This window comes from Embleya scabrispora DSM 41855, from assembly GCF_000372745.1.
Taxonomy (GTDB): domain Bacteria; phylum Actinomycetota; class Actinomycetes; order Streptomycetales; family Streptomycetaceae; genus Embleya; species Embleya scabrispora.
Window position 1 is genome coordinate 16,864 of the sequence record NZ_KB889722.1, and the last position, 19,794, is coordinate 36,657.

15 protein-coding genes and 1 pseudogene are annotated in these 19,794 nt (G+C 69.9%); 8 read left to right on the forward strand and 8 right to left on the reverse strand.

All coding sequences use genetic code 11. The annotated features are described in order from the left end of the window. Positions 1-67: 67 nt before the first annotated feature. Complete coding sequence (locus A3IC_RS0145845) at positions 68-862, reverse strand: alpha/beta fold hydrolase (protein WP_026219510.1); 795 nt, start codon at positions 860-862, stop codon at positions 68-70. A 189-nt stretch (positions 863-1,051) separates the two neighbouring features. On the opposite strand from A3IC_RS0145845, the gene A3IC_RS0145850 reads away from it, so the two are divergent. Then, positions 1,052-1,912: a helix-turn-helix transcriptional regulator gene (locus A3IC_RS0145850; RefSeq protein ID WP_020556791.1), complete on the forward strand. Its 861-nt coding sequence runs from the start codon at positions 1,052-1,054 to the stop codon at positions 1,910-1,912. A gap of 92 nt (positions 1,913-2,004) precedes the next feature. Here the strand turns inward: A3IC_RS0145850 and A3IC_RS0145855 are convergent, their stop codons facing one another. Continuing rightward, positions 2,005-2,838, reverse strand: a complete 834-nt coding sequence (locus A3IC_RS0145855) for an isocitrate lyase/PEP mutase family protein (RefSeq protein ID WP_020556792.1) — start codon at positions 2,836-2,838, stop codon at positions 2,005-2,007. A 348-nt stretch (positions 2,839-3,186) separates the two neighbouring features. Between A3IC_RS0145855 and A3IC_RS0145860 the strand changes: the two genes are divergently transcribed. Then, positions 3,187-4,566 carry an FAD-binding oxidoreductase gene (locus tag A3IC_RS0145860; protein WP_026219512.1) on the forward strand — a complete coding sequence of 460 codons (1,380 nt, stop codon included), beginning with the start codon at positions 3,187-3,189 and terminating at the stop codon, positions 4,564-4,566. A gap of 430 nt (positions 4,567-4,996) precedes the next feature. Beyond that, positions 4,997-7,282, forward strand: a complete 2,286-nt coding sequence (locus A3IC_RS63555) for a serine/threonine-protein kinase (RefSeq protein WP_020556795.1) — start codon at positions 4,997-4,999, stop codon at positions 7,280-7,282. A gap of 191 nt (positions 7,283-7,473) precedes the next feature. Here A3IC_RS63555 and A3IC_RS0145880 read toward each other — a convergent pair whose 3' ends face one another. Continuing rightward, entirely contained in the window at positions 7,474-8,109 is a 636-nt protein-coding gene (locus tag A3IC_RS0145880; protein WP_020556797.1) for a TetR/AcrR family transcriptional regulator, read from the reverse strand. A 218-nt stretch (positions 8,110-8,327) separates the two neighbouring features. Here A3IC_RS0145880 and A3IC_RS0145885 point away from each other — a divergent pair, with 218 nt between their 5' ends. Together A3IC_RS0145885 and A3IC_RS0145890 are read left to right on the forward strand one after the other, a co-directional pair. Next, a complete protein-coding gene (locus tag A3IC_RS0145885; protein WP_026219513.1) occupies positions 8,328-8,957 on the forward strand; it encodes an MSMEG_1061 family FMN-dependent PPOX-type flavoprotein in 630 nt (209 codons plus the stop codon). A 22-nt stretch (positions 8,958-8,979) separates the two neighbouring features. Next, positions 8,980-9,888 (forward strand): PDR/VanB family oxidoreductase, encoded by a 909-nt coding sequence (locus tag A3IC_RS0145890; RefSeq protein ID WP_020556799.1) that lies wholly within the window; start codon positions 8,980-8,982, stop codon positions 9,886-9,888. Between the two features lie 254 nt (positions 9,889-10,142). On the opposite strand, the gene A3IC_RS0145895 is transcribed toward A3IC_RS0145890, so the two are convergent. Both A3IC_RS0145895 and A3IC_RS0145905 read right to left on the reverse strand, forming a co-directional pair. Beyond that, complete coding sequence (locus A3IC_RS0145895; protein ID WP_026219514.1) at positions 10,143-11,036, reverse strand: phosphorothioated DNA-binding restriction endonuclease; 894 nt, start codon at positions 11,034-11,036, stop codon at positions 10,143-10,145. A 741-nt stretch (positions 11,037-11,777) separates the two neighbouring features. Continuing rightward, on the reverse strand, positions 11,778-14,150 hold the full coding sequence (locus A3IC_RS0145905; RefSeq protein WP_020556802.1) for an SEL1-like repeat protein: 2,373 nt from the start codon (positions 14,148-14,150) through the stop codon (positions 11,778-11,780). A 113-nt stretch (positions 14,151-14,263) separates the two neighbouring features. Here A3IC_RS0145905 and A3IC_RS0145910 point away from each other — a divergent pair, with 113 nt between their 5' ends. Then, positions 14,264-14,464, forward strand: a complete 201-nt coding sequence (locus A3IC_RS0145910; RefSeq protein ID WP_026219515.1) for a hypothetical protein — start codon at positions 14,264-14,266, stop codon at positions 14,462-14,464. Positions 14,465-14,772: 308 nt separating this feature from the next. Here A3IC_RS0145910 and A3IC_RS0145915 read toward each other — a convergent pair whose 3' ends face one another. Together A3IC_RS0145915 and A3IC_RS0145925 are read right to left on the reverse strand one after the other, a co-directional pair. Beyond that, a complete protein-coding gene (locus A3IC_RS0145915) occupies positions 14,773-15,912 on the reverse strand; it encodes a Fic family protein (RefSeq protein ID WP_321184136.1) in 1,140 nt (379 codons plus the stop codon). Positions 15,913-16,818: 906 nt separating this feature from the next. Then, positions 16,819-18,063: a phytanoyl-CoA dioxygenase family protein gene (locus A3IC_RS0145925; RefSeq protein WP_020556806.1), complete on the reverse strand. Its 1,245-nt coding sequence runs from the start codon at positions 18,061-18,063 to the stop codon at positions 16,819-16,821. A gap of 65 nt (positions 18,064-18,128) precedes the next feature. On the opposite strand from A3IC_RS0145925, the gene A3IC_RS0145930 reads away from it, so the two are divergent. Both A3IC_RS0145930 and A3IC_RS0145935 read left to right on the forward strand, forming a co-directional pair. Continuing rightward, complete coding sequence (locus A3IC_RS0145930; RefSeq protein WP_079027120.1) at positions 18,129-18,836, forward strand: IclR family transcriptional regulator; 708 nt, start codon at positions 18,129-18,131, stop codon at positions 18,834-18,836. 348 nt (positions 18,837-19,184) lie between these two features. Then, positions 19,185-19,502, forward strand: a pseudogene (locus A3IC_RS0145935) (site-specific integrase); the annotation flags it as partial. Between the two features lie 70 nt (positions 19,503-19,572). On the opposite strand, the gene A3IC_RS0145940 reads toward A3IC_RS0145935, so the two are convergent. Further along, the coding region (locus tag A3IC_RS0145940; protein ID WP_020548772.1) for an IS30 family transposase at positions 19,573-19,794 on the reverse strand (222 nt) is incomplete at its 5' end.

Sequence of the window (19,794 nt, forward strand, 5' to 3'; positions counted from 1 at the left end):
TCGCCGTCCGCACGACCCGGGACCGCGGTGGTGAACCGGCCGGTGCGGCGGGGAGCGGGCTCGCGGCTCACGCGGCGACGATGAACTCGCGTACCTTCTCGACGAATTCCTTCCGCTTCTCGAACATCACCACGTGTCCGGAGTCGATCTCCACGTACGTGCTGCCGGCGATCGCGTCGTGCAGCGCGCGGCTGTGCTCCACCGGGATGGTGGCGTCCTGCGTGCAGCCGACGACCAGCGTGCGGGCCCGGATCCCGGGCAGCAGCGGGCGCAGGTCGGCGGTGAGGTTGTAGTCCACGTGCCGCAGGGTGCCCGGCGTGGGCGGCATGTTCGCCGACATCGCCTCCACGCCGTCGCGACCGATCGAATTCAGAAAGCTCCGGCTGAAACCGGTCATCGTCACGTTTCGGGAGAACGACTCGGCGTCGGTGCGACCCAGCCGCTGCCACACGGTGAACAGGTTGCGCAGGTATTCGTCGCTGTCCACGTGCGCCCACCCGGCGACCAGGACCAGTCGGCGCACCAGGTCCGGGCGCAGCGAGGCCACGGCCGCGGCCACGGTCGAACCCATCGAGAAGCCGAGCAGGTCCACCGCGCCCGGGCCGGCGTCCTCGATCACCGCGATCACCTGGCCGGCCAGGATCTCGACGGTGAGCCGGCCGCCGCCGTCGGGGGTCGCGTCCGTCCCGGACAGGTCGGGTGCGATGACCACCCGCTCGTGATCGAACAGCGGAACGGTCGAGCCCCAGGTCACCGGCGCCCCCACGGATCCGGTGCCGTGCACGAGCAGGAGCGCGGGACCGGAACCGGTGCCGGAGACGGTGTAGTGGACCTGGGCGTCGGCAACCTCGACGACGGGCATGATGCGCTCCCTGTGCATCGGCTCGGGCTGCCCGGACTGCGAACCCGCGGGTCCGGGCGCTTCGAGCGACGTGGTGTCGGGCGTTCGTCCCGACACCGGGAACTCTGCCGCCGGGCGCACCGGGCCGGGAGAGCCCCGCCGACCCTGGGATCGGGAGTCCCAGCCTGGGAGTCGCGGTGATGCGGCACGATGATGGGCATGACGATCGCTCGCGGTGAACTCGCCGACTTCCTGCGCCGGTCCAGGGAACGGGTCTCCCCCGAGGACGCGGGCCTGCCCACCGGTCCCCGGCGCCGTACGCCGGGCCTGCGCCGCGAGGAAGTGGCCCAACTCGCGGGCATGTCCGCGGACTACTACATCCGGCTGGAACAGGCCCGCGGCCCGCAGCCCTCGACCCAGATGCTCGGCGCGCTGGCTCGCGCGTTGCGGCTGAGCGACGACGAGCGCGATCACCTCCACCTGCTGGCCGGCCACCGCCCGCCCGCGGTACGGATCGCCGGGGACGAGGTGGCGCCGGCCCTGTTGCACCTGCTCGACCAGTTGGCGGCCACGCCCGCCCAGGTGCTCGGCGACCTCGGCGACGTGCTCGCGCAGAACGCGATGGCGCAGGCGCTGCTGGGCGGAGTGTGCACGGTCTCCGAGCACGGGCGCAACGTGGCGTGGCGCTGGTTCGGCGACATGCGCCCGCGCGCCGCGTACCCGGCCGAGGAGCACGACTACTACAGCCGCCTGCATGTCGCCGACCTGCGCGCCGCCGCGGCGCATCGTCCGGACGACCCGGCGGTGAACCGTCTGGTGGCGCGCCTGCGCGAGGCCAGCGACGAGTTCGCCGAGTTGTGGGACCGGCACGAGGTGGCCGTGCGCCGGCACAGCCGCATGCGGGTCCGGCACGCGGTGCTGGGCCTGGTGGAGGTGGACTGCCAGGTGCTGATCACCCCCGAGGACAACCGGCGCGTGGTCCTGTACACGCCGCCTCCGGGCAGCGATCTGGCCGACCGGCTGGCCGTACTGCGCCGCCCGGCGGGCACCGACACGCTGGCGTTGGCCTGATCCCGGTCGGGCACTCGGTATCGGGGAGGACCGGACCGAAAAGGCCGCCGGCGCACGGCCCGGGTGGGCGGTGCGCCGGGGGTGCGATGTGGTCAGCGGGCCAGGAGGGCGTTCAGGTCGCCGTAGGGGATCGCGTCGGTGAGCGTGGTGTACGTCCCGGTCTCGAACAGTTCCCGGGCCGAGCGGCGGACCACCGCGTACGCGGCCTCGGCGATCGCGGAGCCGAGGCTGACCCGGGCCACGCCGAGCTTGCCGAGTTCGGCGACGGTGGGCGCGCCGGGACCGACCAGCACGTTCAGCGGGGCGGGCAGGGCCTCGGCGAGGCCGGCCACGGTGGTCGGGTCGGTGACGCCGGGGACGAAGATGCCGTCGGCGCCGGCCGCGAGGTAGGCGGTCGCCCGGTCCAGCGTCTCGCGCAGCCGCTCGGCGTCGTCGTCGCCGATGCCGCGCAGGTAGGTGTCCACTCGGGCGTTGATGAACAGCGGGACGCCGGCGGCGTCCGCGGCGGCCCGCGCCGCGGCGATCCGCTCGCCCTGGTCGGCGATCGTCCGCAACGGCACGGAACCGGCGTGCAGGGCGTCCTCCAGGTTGACACCCACGGCACCGGCGGCCAGCACACCGCGAATGGTCTCGGCCACCCCCTCCGGATCGTCGCCGAAGCCGCTCTCGATGTCCGCGGTGACCGGCACGTCGACTGCGGCCACCACCCGCGCGACGAGTTCGAGGGCCCGCTCGCGGCCGAGCCGATCGCCGTCGGCCGCGCCCAGGCCCCAGGCGACCCCGGCGCTGGTGGTGGCCACCGCGCTTGCTCCGGCGTCCGCCACGAGTCGGGCGCTTGCCGCGTCCCAGACGTTGGCGAGGGCGAGGGGCGCGGCACCGGTGTGCAGGGCCCGGAAGGTCAGGGCGGTGTCGTGAAGACTGGTCATGACCCCACTTCATCACCCTCCCAACGATCGAGCCGGCGGTTTTGCGCCGGCATCACCCGGCCCGAGGGAAGCCCCGATGCGGCTTCCCTCGGGCCGGGAACTTTCGGCCGAGGGCCCCTTGTACGCGACCCACTTCGCGCTGCCGTCGGGATGGGTCCCGAGCACCTCGGGACGCGAAATTGCGCCGTTGCGTACTCGGCGAGAGGCTGGACGGGTAAGCCCTGCGGCGTCCGGTGAGCCTGCAGGCCACAGGCGGCGCCGGGGCATCGGCGCACGATTGCTTACCGAGGGTCGGCCGGCGAGAAGGCCGAGCGGGTTTGCGGTCCGCGTCTCGTCAGGGAGATGGTCATGGACGGCAAAACCCTCGAAGCCATGCGCGAAGCGCTGCGCGGCCCGGTCGTCGGACCGCAGGATCCCGACTACGACCCGGCACGCCGGATCTACAACGCGATGATCGATCGACGTCCGGCCGCCGTCGTGCGGTGCGCGGACGCGGGGGACGTGATGGCCGCGGTCGACTTCGTCCGCGAGCACGACCTCGAATTCGCGGTCCGCGGCGGCGGGCACAGCGGTCCGGGTCTGTGTGTGGTCGACGACGCGGTCACCCTGGATCTGGCGCCGATGCGCTGGGTACGGGTTGATCCCGTCGCCCGCACGGCCCGAGTCGGCGGCGGCAGCCTGCTCGCCGACCTCGACCACGCCACGCACGCCTTCGGCTTGGGCGTACCCGCCGGAATCATCTCCACGACCGGCGTCGGAGGCCTCACCCTAGGCGGCGGGCACGGCCACCTCACCCGCAAGTACGGCCTGACGGTGGACAGTCTGGTGGCCGCGGACGTGGTGTTGGCGGACGGCGGTTTCGTCACCACGAGCGAGTCCGAGCACCCGGACCTGTTCTGGGCCCTGCGCGGCGGCGGCGGCAACTTCGGCGTGGTCACCTCGTTCCGCTTCCGTCTGCACCCGGTGGACACCGTGGTCGGCGGGGTCACTCTGTGGCCGGTCGCACAGATCCGCGAGGTGCTGCGGTGGTACCGCGAGTTCCTGCCGCAGGCACCCGAGGACCTGAACGGGTTCTTCGCGGTGCTCACGGTGCCGCCGGGTCCGCCGTTCCCCGAGGAGATCCACGGCCACAAGATGTGCGGCGTCGTATGGTGCCGGACCGGGGATCCGGAGGCGGCCGATGACCCCCTCGCGCCGGTACGCGAACCGGGCGCGCCGGCCTTCCACTTCACCGCGCCGATGCCCTACCCCGTGCTGCAGAGCATGTTCGACGAACTGATGCCCACCGGTCTGCAGTGGTACTGGCGCGGCGACTTCTTCGACGCGATCCCGGACGACGCGATCGACGTGCACGCCAAGCACGCGGAGAACCTGCCCACCGCGCTGTCCACGATGCACCTCTACCCGATCGACGGCGCCGCGCATCGGGTCGACGCCCAGGACACCGCGTGGGGTTACCGGGACGCCATGTGGTCCGGCGTGATCGGCGGCATCGATCCGGACCCGGCCAATGCCCAGGCCATCCGCCGGTGGTGCGTCGACTACTGGCAGGACCTGCACCCGCACTCCATGGGTGGCGCCTACGTCAACTTCATCGGCGCCGACGAGAGCCACGACCGGGTGGAGGCCACCTATCGCGACCACTACGACCGGCTCGGCGGGATCAAGCACAGGTACGACCCGCACAACCTCTTCCACGCCAATCAGAACATCAAGCCGAGCGGTTGAGGTGCGGATAGGTTGTGGTGCCGACCGGTCGCGGCGCGGACCGGTTCGCCGACCGGTTTGCCGACCGGTTTGAGGAGCACAGCGCGGGGTCGTATCGGCGTATCGCCTTGCCGGTTCGGCCGGTTCGGCCCTCGTGGCGGGCTTGCGCACGCTCGATCGGTATGGGGGTGTGCCCTGGATGTGGCCATGACCGAGACAACAGGATCGTTCGAGCCGGTGCCCGTCCCGGTCGTGGCGCCTGCCGCGCGCGGCGGTCATCGGTGGGCGGGTGGAGCAGGTGCGGGACTCCCGGCGGGCTCGGTGGGTGCGGCGCGATGAAATGATCGCCTGCCAGGGGCAGTTCGGGGCCTTGACGCGCTGACGCCCTGATGCCCCGGCGGACCGTACTCGCCGACGGGCGAAGAACGCGGGAGCCTACGGGGGAGCGGGCATGTGGGGTTTGGGCACGGTGCTGGGCGGCCGGTACACGCTGGCCGAGCGGCTGGGCGGCGGCGCCATGGGCGAGGTGTGGCGCGCGGACGACGGCGTACTCGAACGGCAGGTCGCGGTCAAGATCCTGCTGCCCGCGCTGCTGGCCGACGTCAAATTCGCCGAGCGGTTCCGGCGCGAGGCCAAGGTGCTGGCCGCGCTCGACCATCCCGGCATCGTCGACGTGCACGACTACGGCGAGAGCGGATCGGAGCCGCGCGTCGCGTACATCGTCATGGAACTCGTCGTCGGCCGGCCGATGGACGCGGTCATGGCGGACGGTCGGGGCGACGGCGACGGCGCGGTCATGCCCGCCGAACGGGCGCTCGGCATCGTCGCCCAGGCGCTGGACGCGTTGCACGCGGCACATCTGCGGGGCATCGTGCACCGCGACGTCAAGCCGTCGAACCTGATGATCGGCGCCGACGACCGGGTGACCGTCACCGACTTCGGCATCGCCCACTCCACGGCCGAGACCAAGCTCACCGCTTCGCACGCGGTGCTGGGGACGGTTCGGTACATCGCCCCGGAGCAGGCCCGCGGCAGTGGCGCGGTACCGGCGTCCGATCAGTACGCGATCGGCGTGCTGTGCTACGAACTCCTCACCGGGCAGCCGTTGTTCACCGGGGACGCGGTGTACGAGGTGTTGCTCAAGCACATCCGGGAGCCGGCGCCCGAACTTCCGGCGGACTTCCCCGAGGCGGTTCGCGCCTTCGTGGCGAAGGCCCTGGCGAAGGAGCCGGAGGACCGTTACGCCGACGCGGCGGAGATGGCGGCCGTGGCTCGCGCGGCGGCGCGTGGGGTGGCGGCGGGTGGGTCGGAGGCGGCGGTGACGGCCGTGACGGCGGTTGCCGTCGGGGGTGCGGTGGGCGTTGGGGTGGGGGAGGCGGGTTCGGGTACGGCGGGGGCGGCCGATGAGGGCTCCGGCGCCGAATCCGGTGTGGGCTCCGGGCCTGCGACCTTGGGTGAAGTGGCGGCCGATGGTGTGGGTGTGGGCGAGGCCGACGCCGATTCCGATGACGCGGTAGCGAGCAACGCGGCCCCCGCGGCTTCCGATGGCGTGGCCGCAGGGGCCGCAGGTGGCGTCGAGCCGGCTTCGGGCGAGGCCGACCTCGACAAGGCGGCGGCATCGAGTGGTTCGGTGTCGGAATCCGCGGCGGACGACGCTCCGATCGTGCCAGAGGCGTCGGCTCCGGCTGCTGCGGACGTCGCCACGGACGTTCCGCCGCCCGCCGTCATACCTGCTTCCGATCCCACTCCGGCCGCCGCTCCCGCATCCGATTCGGGGGCTTCGGCCGCCACTCCCGCTTCCGCGCCGGCTTCCGTCCCCGCATCCTCCGCGACGCCGCCGGAACCGGTCCCCGTACCGCCCGACGCGACACCGACGCGCGCGAGCCCGCTTGCCTGGAAGCGGCACGGCACAGCCGCCGTCCTACTGGTCCTGGGCGTCATCGCCGGAGTCGTTGCCACGGTCCTGTTCGTGAAGCCCTTCTCCGGCCGATCCGACGCGGACCGCAACGTACCGAACGCACAACCGGCCGCAACCGAGAGCCGGACCTCTCCAGGCGCGTCGGCCGATCCGGGCCCGGGTTCGGCGTCCCCGCCGACAGCCGTCACCGGCTCGCCCGACACGACCGCCGGCGCAAGCCAACCTCCGGGCGCCGCCCAGGGCAGTGGCAGCGCAGGCGGCCCGGTTCCCCCTCCCGCCGGCACCAACGCCGGCGGCGCGAACGGCTCCGCGTCCGCGGGAGCAGGCGGCTCGCCCGGCGGAGGCGGCACCGGCAGTGGCGGCGGCACACAACCGAAGCCGCCCACCTCCACCCCACCCCCGGCCCAGAGCACCCCGCAGGGTTGCGGCGGCGACCGCTGGGGCGCCATCACCAGCGTCGCCGACGGACGCAGAATCGGCCTCGCCGCCGACAGCCCCACCCAGGGCAAGGAACTGATCATGGGCGGCAACTCCCAGTACGGCTGGGTGCATTCGGTCTCCACCTGGGACACCTTCAACACCTGCAGCCTGAGCGGCCCGGCAATGGGCCAGCCGTACGGGAATTCCACACGCCCCGAATTGGCCGTCGGATTCGGCTACTCGTTCAACTGGAGGCTGACCGAAGCCCCCACCTCGGGCGCGGTCTACATCAAGGACTACGCGGGTCAGAACTGCCTGACCAACAACGGCCCGGGCAAGCCACTGTCGGTGGTCGACTGCACCCCCGGAAACAAGTACCAGCAATGGCGCATCCCGTAACACCGGCCCGCGGACGCACCACTTCTCAGTAGGACGTGCCCCGAGACGAAACGCCCTTTGCCCCGATCGGGCCAACGCATGCCCGAGCGGTCGGAGTCGAGGTCTGCTCCGATGGGCGATGGCGGCCCCGGGCTGCTCGCCCGGGTGCCGGTCGTCACCGGCGCGCTCGGCGTCGGCTTCACGGCCGTCGGCTACCCGCGCTCGGCTGGTGCGGCCGTGAGGTAGCGGGTGAGCATGGCCACGAGCTCGTTCTCGAACCGGGGGATGTCGATGGGTTCCGGTGCGGCGATGAGTTGATGGACGACGAGTTCGACCGTGGAGACGACGAGCCGGGCCGCGGTGTGCGTGTCGTCGATTCGGACCTCGGGGTGACCGTCGAGCAGTTCCCGGACGAAGGCGACCCGTACCTGCTCGTGCCGGTAGATCTTCTCCAGCAATTCGGGGGAGCGGGGCGCCTGCTCGACCATGACACGCAGCAACTGCGAATCCTCCAGGTGGTTCTCGATCGCGATCCGCACGAAGACGCGGATGATCTCCTCGATCGATTCCGGCAGTTCACCGTTCTGGCGGCGATAGGTGGCGTCCATCCCGGTGTCGAGGTGGCGGGTCACCAGCTCGACCAGGATCGCGTCCTTGTTCGGGTAGTACTGATACAGCGAGCCGATCGAGATCCGAGCCTGTTCGGCGATCCGGTTGGTGGTGCCGGCGGCGTACCCGTGTTCGGCGAAAACGTGAGCAGCCGCCGTGAGGATGCGCTGCCGGGTGAGTTCCGCCCGGATCTGACGTGGCTGTTTACGTGGTTGAAGCCGGCGTCGGTCCGACGTCATGGCACCTCCTGGACGACAGCGTGAAAAGCGAGTGGCGCACGAGCTGAATAATTGCTCACAATAGTGCCCTGACCTGCTGCGTAGCGAGGAACGACGACCGCAGGCAGATGCGAACGGCCGCCCGGCCCGATGCCGGTGCCCGATGCCCAGCACGGCCCGTCCGTTCCGGCTGAACGGCCGTGCCCACCATGGCCCGGTCCTGGAAAAAGGAGCCCTCGATGACGCATGCCCGCACGCGCCCCCGGTGGGTGCCGCCGGACGAGGTTCGCGCTCGGCTCGGAGAGCCCGAGGCCATGACCGAGGCCAAGATCCTCGACCGCATCGACGAGCACTTTCACCGCTTCATCGCCCACTCCCCGTTCCTGGCGCTGGCCACGGCCGACGCGGCGGGCCGCGCCGACTGCTCACCCCGCGGCGACTATCCGGGCTTCGTGAAGGTCCTCGACGAGCACACCCTTGCGATTCCCGACCGGCCCGGCAACAAGATCGCCGACTCCTTCCGCAATCTCGCCGAGAACGACGGCGTCGGCCTGCTGTTTTTCATCCCCGGTCTCCGAGAAACGCTGCGGGTCAACGGCCGCGCCTACCCCACCGACGAGCCCGACGTGCTCGCCCGCATGCAAATCGAGGGCAAGAACGCGGAGTTGGCGCTGGTCGTCGAGGTGGCGGAGGCATATTTCCACTGCGGCCGCGCGCTGATCCGGTCCCGGCTGTGGGATCCCGCGAGCCAGTCCCTCGCCACGGAAATGCCCTCGACGGGCGAGGTCGCCGTCGCCCAACTCGGCCTCGACATAGATCCGAAGCTGATCGAGCACGGTCTCGAACTCGGCTACCGGAACCTGTACTGACCGAGCCCCGAGGTGACTTCCCATGCAACAAACCATGCTCGACCGTGTGGACCGAGTGGCCGACGACGTCGTCTCCCTCGTCCTGCGCGCTACCACCGGCCCCCTCGCCCCCTGGGAGCCGGGCGCACACCTCGACCTGGCGCTGCCGAACCGGCTGACCCGGCAGTACTCGCTGTGCGGAGACCCGGCCGACCGGGAGAGCTACCGCATCGCGGTACGCCACGAGCCGCTCAGCCGAGGCGGATCGGAGTACGTCCACCTGTTCCTGCGCCCGGCCCGAACCCTCGAAGTCTCGCTGCCACGAAACCACTTCCCGCTCGTCCCGGCTCCGGAATACCTGTTCCTCGCCGGCGGCATCGGCATCACCCCCATCCTGCCGATGTTCCGATCCGCCGTCGAAGCGGGCATCCCGGCAACGCTCGTGTACGCCGGCAAATCGGCGGCGACCATGCCCTTCGCCACCGACCTCCGCGCCGCCTACGGCGACCGGGTACACCTGTTCACCACGCGGGACCAACGCCGGCCCGACTTCGCCGCTCTGTCGACAGGGCTGAACCCGCGTGCGCTCATCTACTGCTGCGGCCCGGCACCGATGCTCGCCGCAGCCGAGACCGCGTTCCCCGCCGAACGAATACACACCGAGCGTTTCCGCCCGGCAACGCGCACGTTCGCACCGAACACGCCCTTCGAGGCAACGTGCGCCCGCTCCGGCCGAACGATTCAGGTCGCCCCGAACGAATCACTGCTGGACGCCCTCCACCACGCCGGCCACGCCATCCCATCCGGCTGCCGCGAGGGCATCTGCGGCAGCTGCGAACTCACCGTCCTCGCCGGTACCCCCGACCACCGCGACGACATCGGCGCCCCGAACGACCGCATCTACGCCTGCGTCTCCCGCGCCCGGTCCCCCCGCCTCATCCTGGACCTCTGACCCCTCCCGCCCCGGGGCCGGCACCCCTCCCCCGCAGGCCCCGGGACCGGGGGCGATGACAAACACGGACGACCGGGTGAGAGCAGGTCGACTCGGCCCACATGTGGACACGTCACACGCCCGTCACCGCCCCAATCCTGCGGAAGGTGCCCGGCCATGTCGTGTCTGCCCGGCCGTTCGTGCATGTCCATCCGGCATTCCGGCCCGCGGTTGTACTGTCCCCATCATGGTCGGGGTGGTGGCCAACTCTTGTACTACGCCGCGATGGCAGGGCGCGCGGGTCCGTGGAAGACCTGTGCGGTGTGCCAGGATCGGTGGATCGGGGCTATCGAGGGTGTCCCCAGCTGGGGGCCGAGCAGCGGGCGCCCGGTGAGGGCGATGACCTGGTCGCGTGCGGCCGTGCTGTGCCCGACGAATCGCTGCGCGACCATGACTCGGTGCTCATCGCTCACCCCGAGAACGCCTTTGTCGAACAGCTTGTGGTGGAGCGAACACAGGCACAGAGTATTGTCCAGCTCGTCGGGTCCGCCGAGCGCCCGCCAGTACACGTGCGCGGCCTCCAGCCCCACCGGAATGATGCCGATCCGACCGTCGTAGCCGCAGAAGGCGCACCGGTATTCGTAGGCGGTCAGGACCAGTTCGCGCAGCGCTTGGCTTCGCGGCCGTCGTCTCGGGATCAGCGGCTGTGTCTCGGCGCAGTCGAGTTCCAGGCCGGTGGCCTCGCACAGCTCCTGGTGAAGCGAGGGCGGGAAGTGCAATTCGAGCAACGTGCGCGCCATCCGGCTGAGCAGTGAAGGGTCGCGGCGCAGCGCAGCTCGCAAGTCCCGAGTCAGCCGGCCGGCGGCTCCGGAATTCCGCAGCTCCCGCACACCGCTCCCGGGGCTCCCCGCCCCGCGCCGCGTGCGCACCTCCCACACGCCGTCGCTGACCAGGTGGTGGAACGGGTAGGCGGGGGTGGTCCGGTTGCCTGGCCCGTATTCCGCGAGCAGTCGCTTGAGGTCCTCTTCGACCGCGCTGTAGCCAAGCTCCTGATCGGCGTCCTGCTGGTAACGGCCAAGGGCGTAGAGGAGCAGAAGCGGCTTGTGAGGAGCACGGGCACCGTTGTTCGTCCATTGCCTCAGGGTTGCGGCTCGCGCCAGCCAGTCCATGCGCAGGATCATAAGGGCCGTCCTGCGGCGCTCCGCCGTATCTCGCTACCGTGGATGCGTCCGACGCTTCGGTGGCCATGGTCGTCGGAACTCTTGTAGAGCTTGCACGAGTTCGAGGCAACCCGTGATGACGTGATCTTCATCCTCCGGGCGCCGGCAGAGCATGCAGCGCCAGAGCGCCGTGCAGGCGAACACGTCGCCGTGGCGGAGTTCATCGTCGACGTACTGGCGAGAGCCACCGGCCCCGGGCGCTGGAGGCGTACACGAGGTGGACGGTACGTCCGACCTCGTCCACGAGATGGCGCACGCGGCCGCCGGCGGTCACTTCGAATTCCCTTTGTGGCAGCTCCCGGCCGCCCAGGATTCGGGTGGCGAGACAACCGCGTAAGCGGTGCTGTCGGTCCGGGTCGCGAGTGGACAGTGGGTCGGTGCGGAGGGACTCGAAGCAGCGACGGGCATTGGCCGCCGCCTCGGCACAGAGATCACCCCAGCCCTTGGCGGCCTCGGTGGTGGCGAAGCGCAATCTCCACTCGTCACCGATGGGCGGTGGCGGGACATCGTCACCGCGCTTCGGACTCAAGGCGCGATTACCTCACCGTGGTCCTCACCCTGCACTGGCCCGGTGGGTTGGGTGGCGAGTTCAGGATGGGCCGGAATCCTGACGGTTGCGAGCCACTCGACGACGACACGATGCGGGGTGGAGTGCACATCCAGGTCAGCAGCGTCGCGCGTGGCATCCACTCAGTGATGGTCCGCGCTCCACGGAGCTGAGGGTGATCCGTCCGGGTCAAGTCCGTACCGCCATCTTTCGATGCCCAGTGAGGGGAGATGGCCGGCGTCGGCGGCGTGTCGGTGGAGGGCTTCGGCACCCTCACCGTCCCCGGCTTCTTTCCGCATCCGCGCCAGGTCGCGCAGGACGTGGAAATCACCGGCATCGGCGGCCTTCAGGGCAAGGGTTTCGGCGCTCTCCTTGTCACCGGCCTCCTCCCGCGTCCGCGCCATGTGGGCGGCGGTGGGGCCGCCGTTGGCGTCCGCGGCCTGCCGGTAGGCAGCTTCGGCACCCTCTGCGTCCCCTTCCTCCTCCCGCAGCCGCCCCAGTTCCAGCAGGGCGTTGGCATCGCCGGCGCGGACGGCTTCCAGGGCGAGGGTTTCGGCGCTCTCCCGGTCCCCGGTCTCCTCCCGCATCACCGACAGGTTGGTGAGGGGGAACGCATCGCCGGCATCGGCGCCCTGCCGAGCGTAGGCTTCGGCACCCTGCCGGTCTCCGGCCCTTTCCCGGATGAACACCAGGTCGGTGAAGGCGATGGTGTGACCGGCGCCGGCGGCCTGCCGGTAATAGGCTTCGGCACCCTCCGAATCTCCGACCGCCTCCCGCAGCCGCGCCAGGCCACGCAGGGCATCGGCTTCACCGGCGTCGGCGGCCTGCCGGTAGAGGGTTTCGGCGCTCTCCCGGTCCCCGACGCCCTCCCGTATCTGCCCCAAGCGGCGGACGGCGCCGGGATCGCCGGCGTCCGCCGCCTGCCGGTAGAGGGATTCGGCGCCTTCCCGGTCCCCGGCCAGTTGCCTCGCCCAGCCCAGTTCGATCATGGCGCCGGTGTGACCGGTTCGGGCAGCTCGGAGGCGGAGGTGGTGAGCCCACTGCAAACGGCCCCTGTCCCTGGCGGCTTCGGCGAGGTTGTCGAGGTCGCCGGGGTGAGTGAGGTGGATGTGAGCGGCGTGCCAGAAGGATGCGGGCGGACAGAGTAGCCGGCGGGCGGTGCGGCCGTGCTGTTCGAGGTAGTCGGCGAGGCGGACCATTGGACCCGTGGGTGGTGCCGGGGCAGTGGCCGGTGTCGGACCGACCGGGGAACGCCGCGTGGGTCGGGGATTGGCCCGGCCGAGCGGGGCTTGCCTGCCGTGGACGGGACGGGCGAGGTCGGCGTAGGTGGTGTCGGCCCAGTCGTTGGTGAGCTGGTCCCAGTCGTGGTCGGTGAGGTAGTCGGCGGCAGCGTCGGTAAGGAACGCCTGGGGAAGGTGAAGGCCGATCCCGAGACGGCGGGCGTCCATCGCGGCCTCCAGCAGCGCGCGGCCGGCCGGGGTGCCTTGCTTGTAGCGGCGCAGGAGTTCGGGGGCACCCGCGAGGTCTTGGGCGACGCGCCCGCCGGCGCCGGCACGGGTAAGGGCGTCCGCCAGCAGCCGGTCGCCGTCCTCGGCAAGGGTCGCGGCAGCGCCGAGCGCGTCCCGGTCGAAGGTGTCGGGGACGGTCACCGTGCGGCCGGCCAGCAACTCGCGGACGCGGCTGTGGGGGTCGGGACCGCCTGGTCTGGGCATGGCGGTGTATTGGTCCTCGTACTCGGGCCAGAGGGTTCCCAGGATGAGGACCGGTCCGCGGCCGGAGTCGGTGAGGAGGCTGTGCAGGCCGGCGGCGAGGCGTTCGCCGACCTGGGGATCGCCGAGGTAGTGCTGAGCCTCGTTGAGCCACAACACCGTTCGCGGTCCGACGCGTTCGAGGTCGGCCAGCGCGTGTTCGGCCCGGGTCGGGTCGAACGGATGCCACAGTCTCCACGCACGGGCCGCGAGCGGTTGAACGGCCTCCCAGCACGCCCTGGTCTTGCCGGTCGAGGACGAGCCGACCAGGACGAGCATTCGGCTTCGGCCCACCTCGGCGTCCCCTGCGGCGTCGGCGAGGATCCGGTCGTGGTCGCGGCGCACGTAACCGGACAGCATCCGCCCCGACACTGCGGAGGCGGAGCCGGAGCCGGAGCCGGATTTGGCGGCGGAGCCGGAGGCGGGGGCGGTTCCGGCGGGATGTACCTCCAGGTCGTGCGGGTCCCATTCGGCGATCGGCCTTCCCAGACCCTCATCCGGTACCGCTGCCTGGGTGGCCTCCTCGGCTGCGGCCCGCTGGAGCGCCAGCACGTCCTCCACCGGCAGACGCAGCGCACTTCCCAGAGCCGCGACCGTATCCGCTGACGGAACCGGCCCGTCGTCTTGGAAGGCCGTGTGGACGGTGGTGCGCCCCAACCCGGCCCTGGCCGCGAGCCGGGTCATGTTCAGCCCGGCGAGAACCCGCCCGTAACGCAACCGCTCACGCAGCTCCGCGAGCGCCGTTCCGCCGCTGTGTTCCTCGACCACAGAATCCCCAGTTCCGTGTTCGCCGGTGTTCGTCTTCGTCCGGCCGAACCATGGCGAACACCGTTCCCGAGACGGTGTGTTGGTCAAGTCCCGTCCCCTTCCGGGAGGTTACCGTGACCCGCCTTGCCCTCGTTCTCGTCACCGCCGCTCTCGTCGTCGCGCTCGCGCTGCTTGCCGCGGCGGCTGCGGGCGTGCTTGCCCGCATCGACGGCGCCACCTACCCCGCCGCTCTCTCGCGAGCAGGAGCCACCTTCGCCGCCGGCCTCACGCTCGCCGCAGTGATCGCTCAAACGCTCATCTCCGTCCTCGCGTGAACCATAGGGACACCGGGGGACAACGGCCCGGCAGGGTGTGTTCTGCCGCGGGAGTGCCCGGTTGCTGGACGACGGGCTCCACGCGGCCAGGACGATCCCGCCCATCCCGGGCGGGCCCGAGCGCGCGGCTGTCGAGAACATGGGCCGGCCGAGCACCGCCATGGCCAAGCGCTATCAGCACATTCCCAACGGCTTACGGGCGAATCAGGCCGGCGGCGTGCCGGACGGGACCATCGCTCAGCGGGTTGGTTCAACTGCTGCCGGTGACGTGGTTCGTCGCGCGTCGCTGCCGTCCGAAGGTTCGGGTCTCAGCTCGCAGCGGGGCCATCCGCAAGGATGATGGTTATGACTTCGTCGCAGGCGAAAAGCCGACCGTACGAGCGTCCGGTGATCTCGCGCAGGAGGCCGTGCTCTACCAGCTTGCTCACCGCCGTATTGGCTGCCGCATATGTCACGGAGTGTCGATTGGCAGCTTGAGTGGGGCTGATGAAGGGATAGCCGATAAGCTCGTCTGCGATGCCGAGCGCCACGCCTTTGACCTTCGCCGTGCGCAACCGGCTTTGAACCCTTTCTCTGAACGTCAGAAGGTCCTCGATGCGAGCGACCGTATCGGCTGCCTGATCGATTACCGCCTGGCAGAAGAATTGCGTCCAATCGTCGAAATCACCGGTTTGACTGACGTGTAGGAGTAGGTCCTTGTATTGCTCTCGGTGGCGCTCCAGCCAGGGAGAGACGTTGAGTACCGGGTAGTGGAGGGCACCGGCGGTGGTAAGCATGAGCACGACGATCAGGCGCCCCAGGCGACCGTTGCCATCGCTGAACGGGTGAAGCGTCTCAAATTGGTAGTGGGCCAACGCGGTCTTGGCGATCAACGGAATGTCATCCTCGGCGTTGATCCATTTTTCCCAGTCGCTCACGCCGTTTTCGAGATGGCTGCCGTGAGGAGGAGGTACGAACCGGGCTTGCTCGATTCCTCCGTATTGCTCGCCGATGTAGACCTGTCGTTGACGAAGCCGACCTGCGTCGTAGCTGTCACCGCGAGTCCCCTTGACAAGGATGGCCTGCAATTCGGCGATCAGGGTCAGGCAGATCGGCTTCTTCTCGATCAGTTCAAGTCCGCGCTCCGCAGCGCGGACGTAGTTGAGGATTTCTCGGGTTGCGGCACTCTGCTGCTGCGCATCCACGAACTCGGCTTCGAACACTTCCTCGACCGGGGCGTATGTGCCCTCCAGCGCTGACGTGCTGATCGCCTCGCGGCGCAGAGCGGGCCGCACGAGCAGCGCGGGCTCAGGCAGCCTGCGGACAGCAAAGTCAAGGCGCCCGATGGCCATCTGAGCGTCGCCGGCCAGCTTGTATGTGCGCTGAGAGAGGTGCGGCGTGGAGGGCAGGGGGCTCGGAAGGAAGGCCCAGTGCTGCCATGGGCGCTGTTGTGCGTCATGGCCGCTGATATGGGGATGAGCTGCCCTGCGGGGGAGCCCTCGAACAGTTCAGGTCGCATGCTCCGCCTCCTGACTGCGAGTCCGCTATAGATATCCGGGTCCAATTGATAGCAGATCGCGATCTACTATCAAACTCGGTGCTGGATCTATAGCCGCAGCCGGCCGCTCTGTGACTGAGGGGGCGCGGTGGGTCGCCTGGAGCTATTTGGGAGGCGAGGTTTGCAGCGTTCCGCCTGCCCCCGAACCACCTGCCCTCGGGCCACCTGCCCTCGGGCCACCTGCCCTCGGGCCACCTGCCCTCGGGCCACGCTGGAGAGCGTGCAAGATCCTTGTCGTCCCTGGCCCACGGGTGGTCGCCTTGGTTCGCCTGGGGTGCCCAGGGCGCGCCCGCGGTGTGTCGCGTAGGTCTTCCAAGGTGACCGGCGGCCCCTGAGGCATGAACTGAGCATGGCAAGGTCTGCGCAACCAGAACGACGTCAGCCCGGACCATCGAAGTGGTCCGGGCTGACGCTTGCCCAGATGGGCGGGTGCGGAGGATACGAGATTCGAACTCGTGAGGGTGTGAACCCAACACGCTTTCCAGTGGATCACCTGCCCGTCCGGCGGGCCTCGTCGGCGTCCTGAACTGCGGTGCCGCGCCCGTTTGGGTTCTTGACGGACGCCCTCGAACGGCGCTGAATGCAACCAGAACTGCAACCAAGCTGCCAGGCCCGCTGGTTGCATTTAGCCTGCGGCGAGTGGGTCGGATGCGGTGGAGGCGTTTCGGAGCCGGCTGTGTCGGATACCGGGCAGGGCGTGGACAGTGCGTTGACGGCGGTGGTGGCCGAGTTGGCGGAGAAGGCGGCCGAGCAGGCGAGGGCGGGCGCGTACGCCCCGGGCTGATGCTCGCGGAGGTGGAGGTCCGGACACACGTACCTATTGGGTGGCGGCGCGGGCGGAGATCCTTCCGGTTCTGTCGGCGTGGAAGAGGGCGTCGTTGTAGTGGCAGCCGGACGGCACCCACTCGAAGGTCTTCTCCTCGGAGAACTTGTAGTACAGCGCGCGGCGGCCGGCGCTGGGGCCGGTCGGCGGTGGGGTGCTGTGCATGATGTCGCCGAAGTGCAGGGTGAGGTCGCCGGGCTCGGTCTCGATCTTGACCACGGGCAGGTCGCCCTCCTCGCCCCACTTCAGCCAGTGGTTGGCGTAGCGGTGGGAGCCGGCCAGGACCATGAGCTGCCCGTTGGCGGGGTTGCCGTAGTCGAGTTGGATGCCGGCCTGGACCAACGGGCACAGAGCGGGGTGGCCACCGATGCCGTCGTCGGTGTGCCAGCCCAGGTTCCCGTCGCCCTTGACGATGTTGGAGGACTTGATGAACACCATCGGGCCGTCGAGGCGATCGTCACAGACACGGAACTCGGGGTTGGCCAGGCGGGCGAGCTCGGTCATGCGGGGCTCGAAGCACAGCTCCTGGAGCGCCTCGGAGTAGCGGCCGAGGTAGTTGATCCGGGTGACAACCTCTTCACCGTCGACGTTGAGCGACCACCACGAGAAGCGGTCACCCGGAGTGGTCCGGGAGTGCACGTGCTCGACCTCTGCACCGAACCGTGCAACCTCAGCCTCGGCATAGACGCCCTTGATGTGCAGGAAGCCCGTGGTGTTGAGGAAGTGCCGCATCTCCTCACGGCTGCCATCGGCCGGGAAGCTGCGGTGCAGGTCCAGCGGTTCGCCGTCGCGGTCGACCAGGGTCTCCCGGACGGCGTTGGTGTAGATGGCTCGCCCCGTCAGCAGGGCCCGGGTGGCCGGCTCCCACCGCTTCCAGTCCTGCAGGGTGCCGCGGACGACCTCCGCGCGCTCGGTCCGCACACAGCCGGTGGCGGTCAGGAGCTCGTTGACGTACTCGGAGAAGGTGAGCTCGTCGAGTTCGATCATGGTGGCTGCGCCTGCGTCGCCCTCGACGGCCTTGACCCCCTCCGGGCCCGCGATCCACGTGTAGGCGCGGCCGTCGGGGACGCGGAACGCCAGCGGCGGCACGCCGCCGAGGTCGTGGATGAAGAGGTCGCGGTGCTTGGTGCTGAGCGCGGGGAGGTGGACGGTGTGGAACTGGCTGAACGAGTGGCGGGGAAAGGAATCCGCGATCGCCTCGACCCAGGGAAGGCCGGTGCCGGTGGTGTCGGCGCCCATGGTGACGCTCCTGTCGTGTTACTATGTAACATGATTGTGTTTCTTAGCGAGACTAGGAGGGCTGAGTGTCCTCGGTCAAGGAAATCCAGTCGGTAAGGAACGCGTGCCGGCTTCTCGAGGAGGTGGCCCGGCAGCAGCCGACCGGAGTCAGTGATCTCGCGCGGATCACCGGGATTGACAAGAGTGCTGCTCATCGGCTCGCGGTGACCCTCAACGCCGCGGGGTGGCTGCAGCGCACCGTGGACGGTCGCTGGTACCTCGCCCCCGGACTGCTCGCGGTGCTGCGCAAGTCCTCCTCGACGTCGCTCGCTGAGAGCGCCCGCCCGTTGATGGAGGCTGCCCGTGACGCGACCGGGGAGACCGCGATGCTGGTGGTCCCGGAGGGCAATCGGCTCTTTATCGCCGATGTCGTCGAAAGCAGTCACACGCTGCGCGTCTCGGTCACCGTCGGCTCGGAGATGCCGGCGAAGTCGAGCTCGGCGTTGCGTGCGATCGCGGCTCGGCTACCCGCGGAGCAATTGCAGGCCTGGCGTCGCGTCGATCCCGAACTCACCGAGGAGGCCCTTCAGGCCACCCGAGACCGTGAGTGGGGTGTGAATGACAACGAGGTGGCCGACGGCACCCGCGCCGTCGGTGCGGCGCTGTGTGGTGCCGACGGCGTGCCGATCGCCGCGCTCGTGGTGGTCGGGCCCTCGACACGCTTCGGTAGAGAGCTGATGGCGCCCCGTGGTGAGCTGGTGGCGCGCCTCGCTGATGACTGGGATGGACGTTGATGTCCGCGGAGAACGTGGTGCAGGTGTGCGTCGTTCGATCGGGCTGGGTTGGGCCCTGAAGGGTGAGCTGTGCGATCGGGGTTTGGGTGTCACCCGGCGGTATCGGCCCAGTCGTTGCGGCGTGTCGACGCGTCTGCGGGCGACCCGCGCCGATCTGGCAGCCGCCGGCGGCTTCAGGCCGTTGCCGTCATGACAGTTCGCCGCGGATACCCCGACGACGAGGGGCAGCAGCGCACACAGTGGGTTGAACCCGACCAGGCATGCTGTCTTGATGCGAGGCCTGCCCCTTGGTCTTCGTTGGCATGCGGCACGTGGGCGGCCGGCTCAGCGGCGCCTCGACGGCCGCGTAGTGCCGTTGTCAGCGGAAAGCCGACCGGCGAACCGATCGTGCCCAACACCGACTACCACCACTGGAAGGCGCTTCTGGTGGCCGCCGAGGTCCGGGAAGGACGTCTTCACGACGCTCGGCACCCCGCAGGCACCGTGCTCCTCCTGCTCAGCATCCCCGATCGGATCGTGGACTCGATCATGGGGTGGGAGCCGGGCGGATCGGCCCGCATGCGGGCGCGGTACATGCACGTCACCGACCCGATGCTGAGGAAGGTGGCCGGGCAGGTCGGCGCCGCGCTCTGGGGTGCTCCGGAAGGCGCCGAAGACCCCAAGTGAGACGGACAACAACGAACGCCCCGACCGCATGGGCAGATTCCAGGGGTCGTCGCAACACGTGGTTGGTTTTTCAGGCCGCGAGTAGTTTATGCAGGCGCTCGGCTGGGGTTGCCCAGTCGAGCGTTTTGCGTGGTCGGCCGTTGAGTTCGGCGGCGACGGCGTCGAGGTGTTCCCGGGTGTGGGCGGACAGGTCGGTCCCCTTGGGGAAGTACTGCCGGAGCAGGCCGTTGGTGTTCTCGTTGGAGCCTCGTTGCCAAGGACTCCCCGGGTTGCAGAAGTAGACCGGGATGCC

What these genes read in the sequence shown, in the direction of transcription:
- A3IC_RS0145845 (WP_026219510.1), bottom strand. Translation starts at nt 862, where the DNA reads ATGCCCGTCGTCGAGGTTGCCGACGCCCAGGTCCACTACACCGTCTCC.
- A3IC_RS0145850 (WP_020556791.1), top strand. Translation starts at nt 1,052, where the DNA reads ATGATGGGCATGACGATCGCTCGCGGTGAACTCGCCGACTTCCTGCGC.
- A3IC_RS0145855 (WP_020556792.1), bottom strand. Translation starts at nt 2,838, where the DNA reads ATGACCAGTCTTCACGACACCGCCCTGACCTTCCGGGCCCTGCACACC.
- A3IC_RS0145860 (WP_026219512.1), top strand. Translation starts at nt 3,187, where the DNA reads ATGGACGGCAAAACCCTCGAAGCCATGCGCGAAGCGCTGCGCGGCCCG.
- A3IC_RS63555 (WP_020556795.1), top strand. Translation starts at nt 4,997, where the DNA reads ATGTGGGGTTTGGGCACGGTGCTGGGCGGCCGGTACACGCTGGCCGAG.
- A3IC_RS0145880 (WP_020556797.1), bottom strand. Translation starts at nt 8,109, where the DNA reads ATGACGTCGGACCGACGCCGGCTTCAACCACGTAAACAGCCACGTCAG.
- A3IC_RS0145885 (WP_026219513.1), top strand. Translation starts at nt 8,328, where the DNA reads ATGACGCATGCCCGCACGCGCCCCCGGTGGGTGCCGCCGGACGAGGTT.
- A3IC_RS0145890 (WP_020556799.1), top strand. Translation starts at nt 8,980, where the DNA reads ATGCAACAAACCATGCTCGACCGTGTGGACCGAGTGGCCGACGACGTC.
- A3IC_RS0145895 (WP_026219514.1), bottom strand. Translation starts at nt 11,036, where the DNA reads ATGGACTGGCTGGCGCGAGCCGCAACCCTGAGGCAATGGACGAACAAC.
- A3IC_RS0145925 (WP_020556806.1), bottom strand. Translation starts at nt 18,063, where the DNA reads ATGGGCGCCGACACCACCGGCACCGGCCTTCCCTGGGTCGAGGCGATC.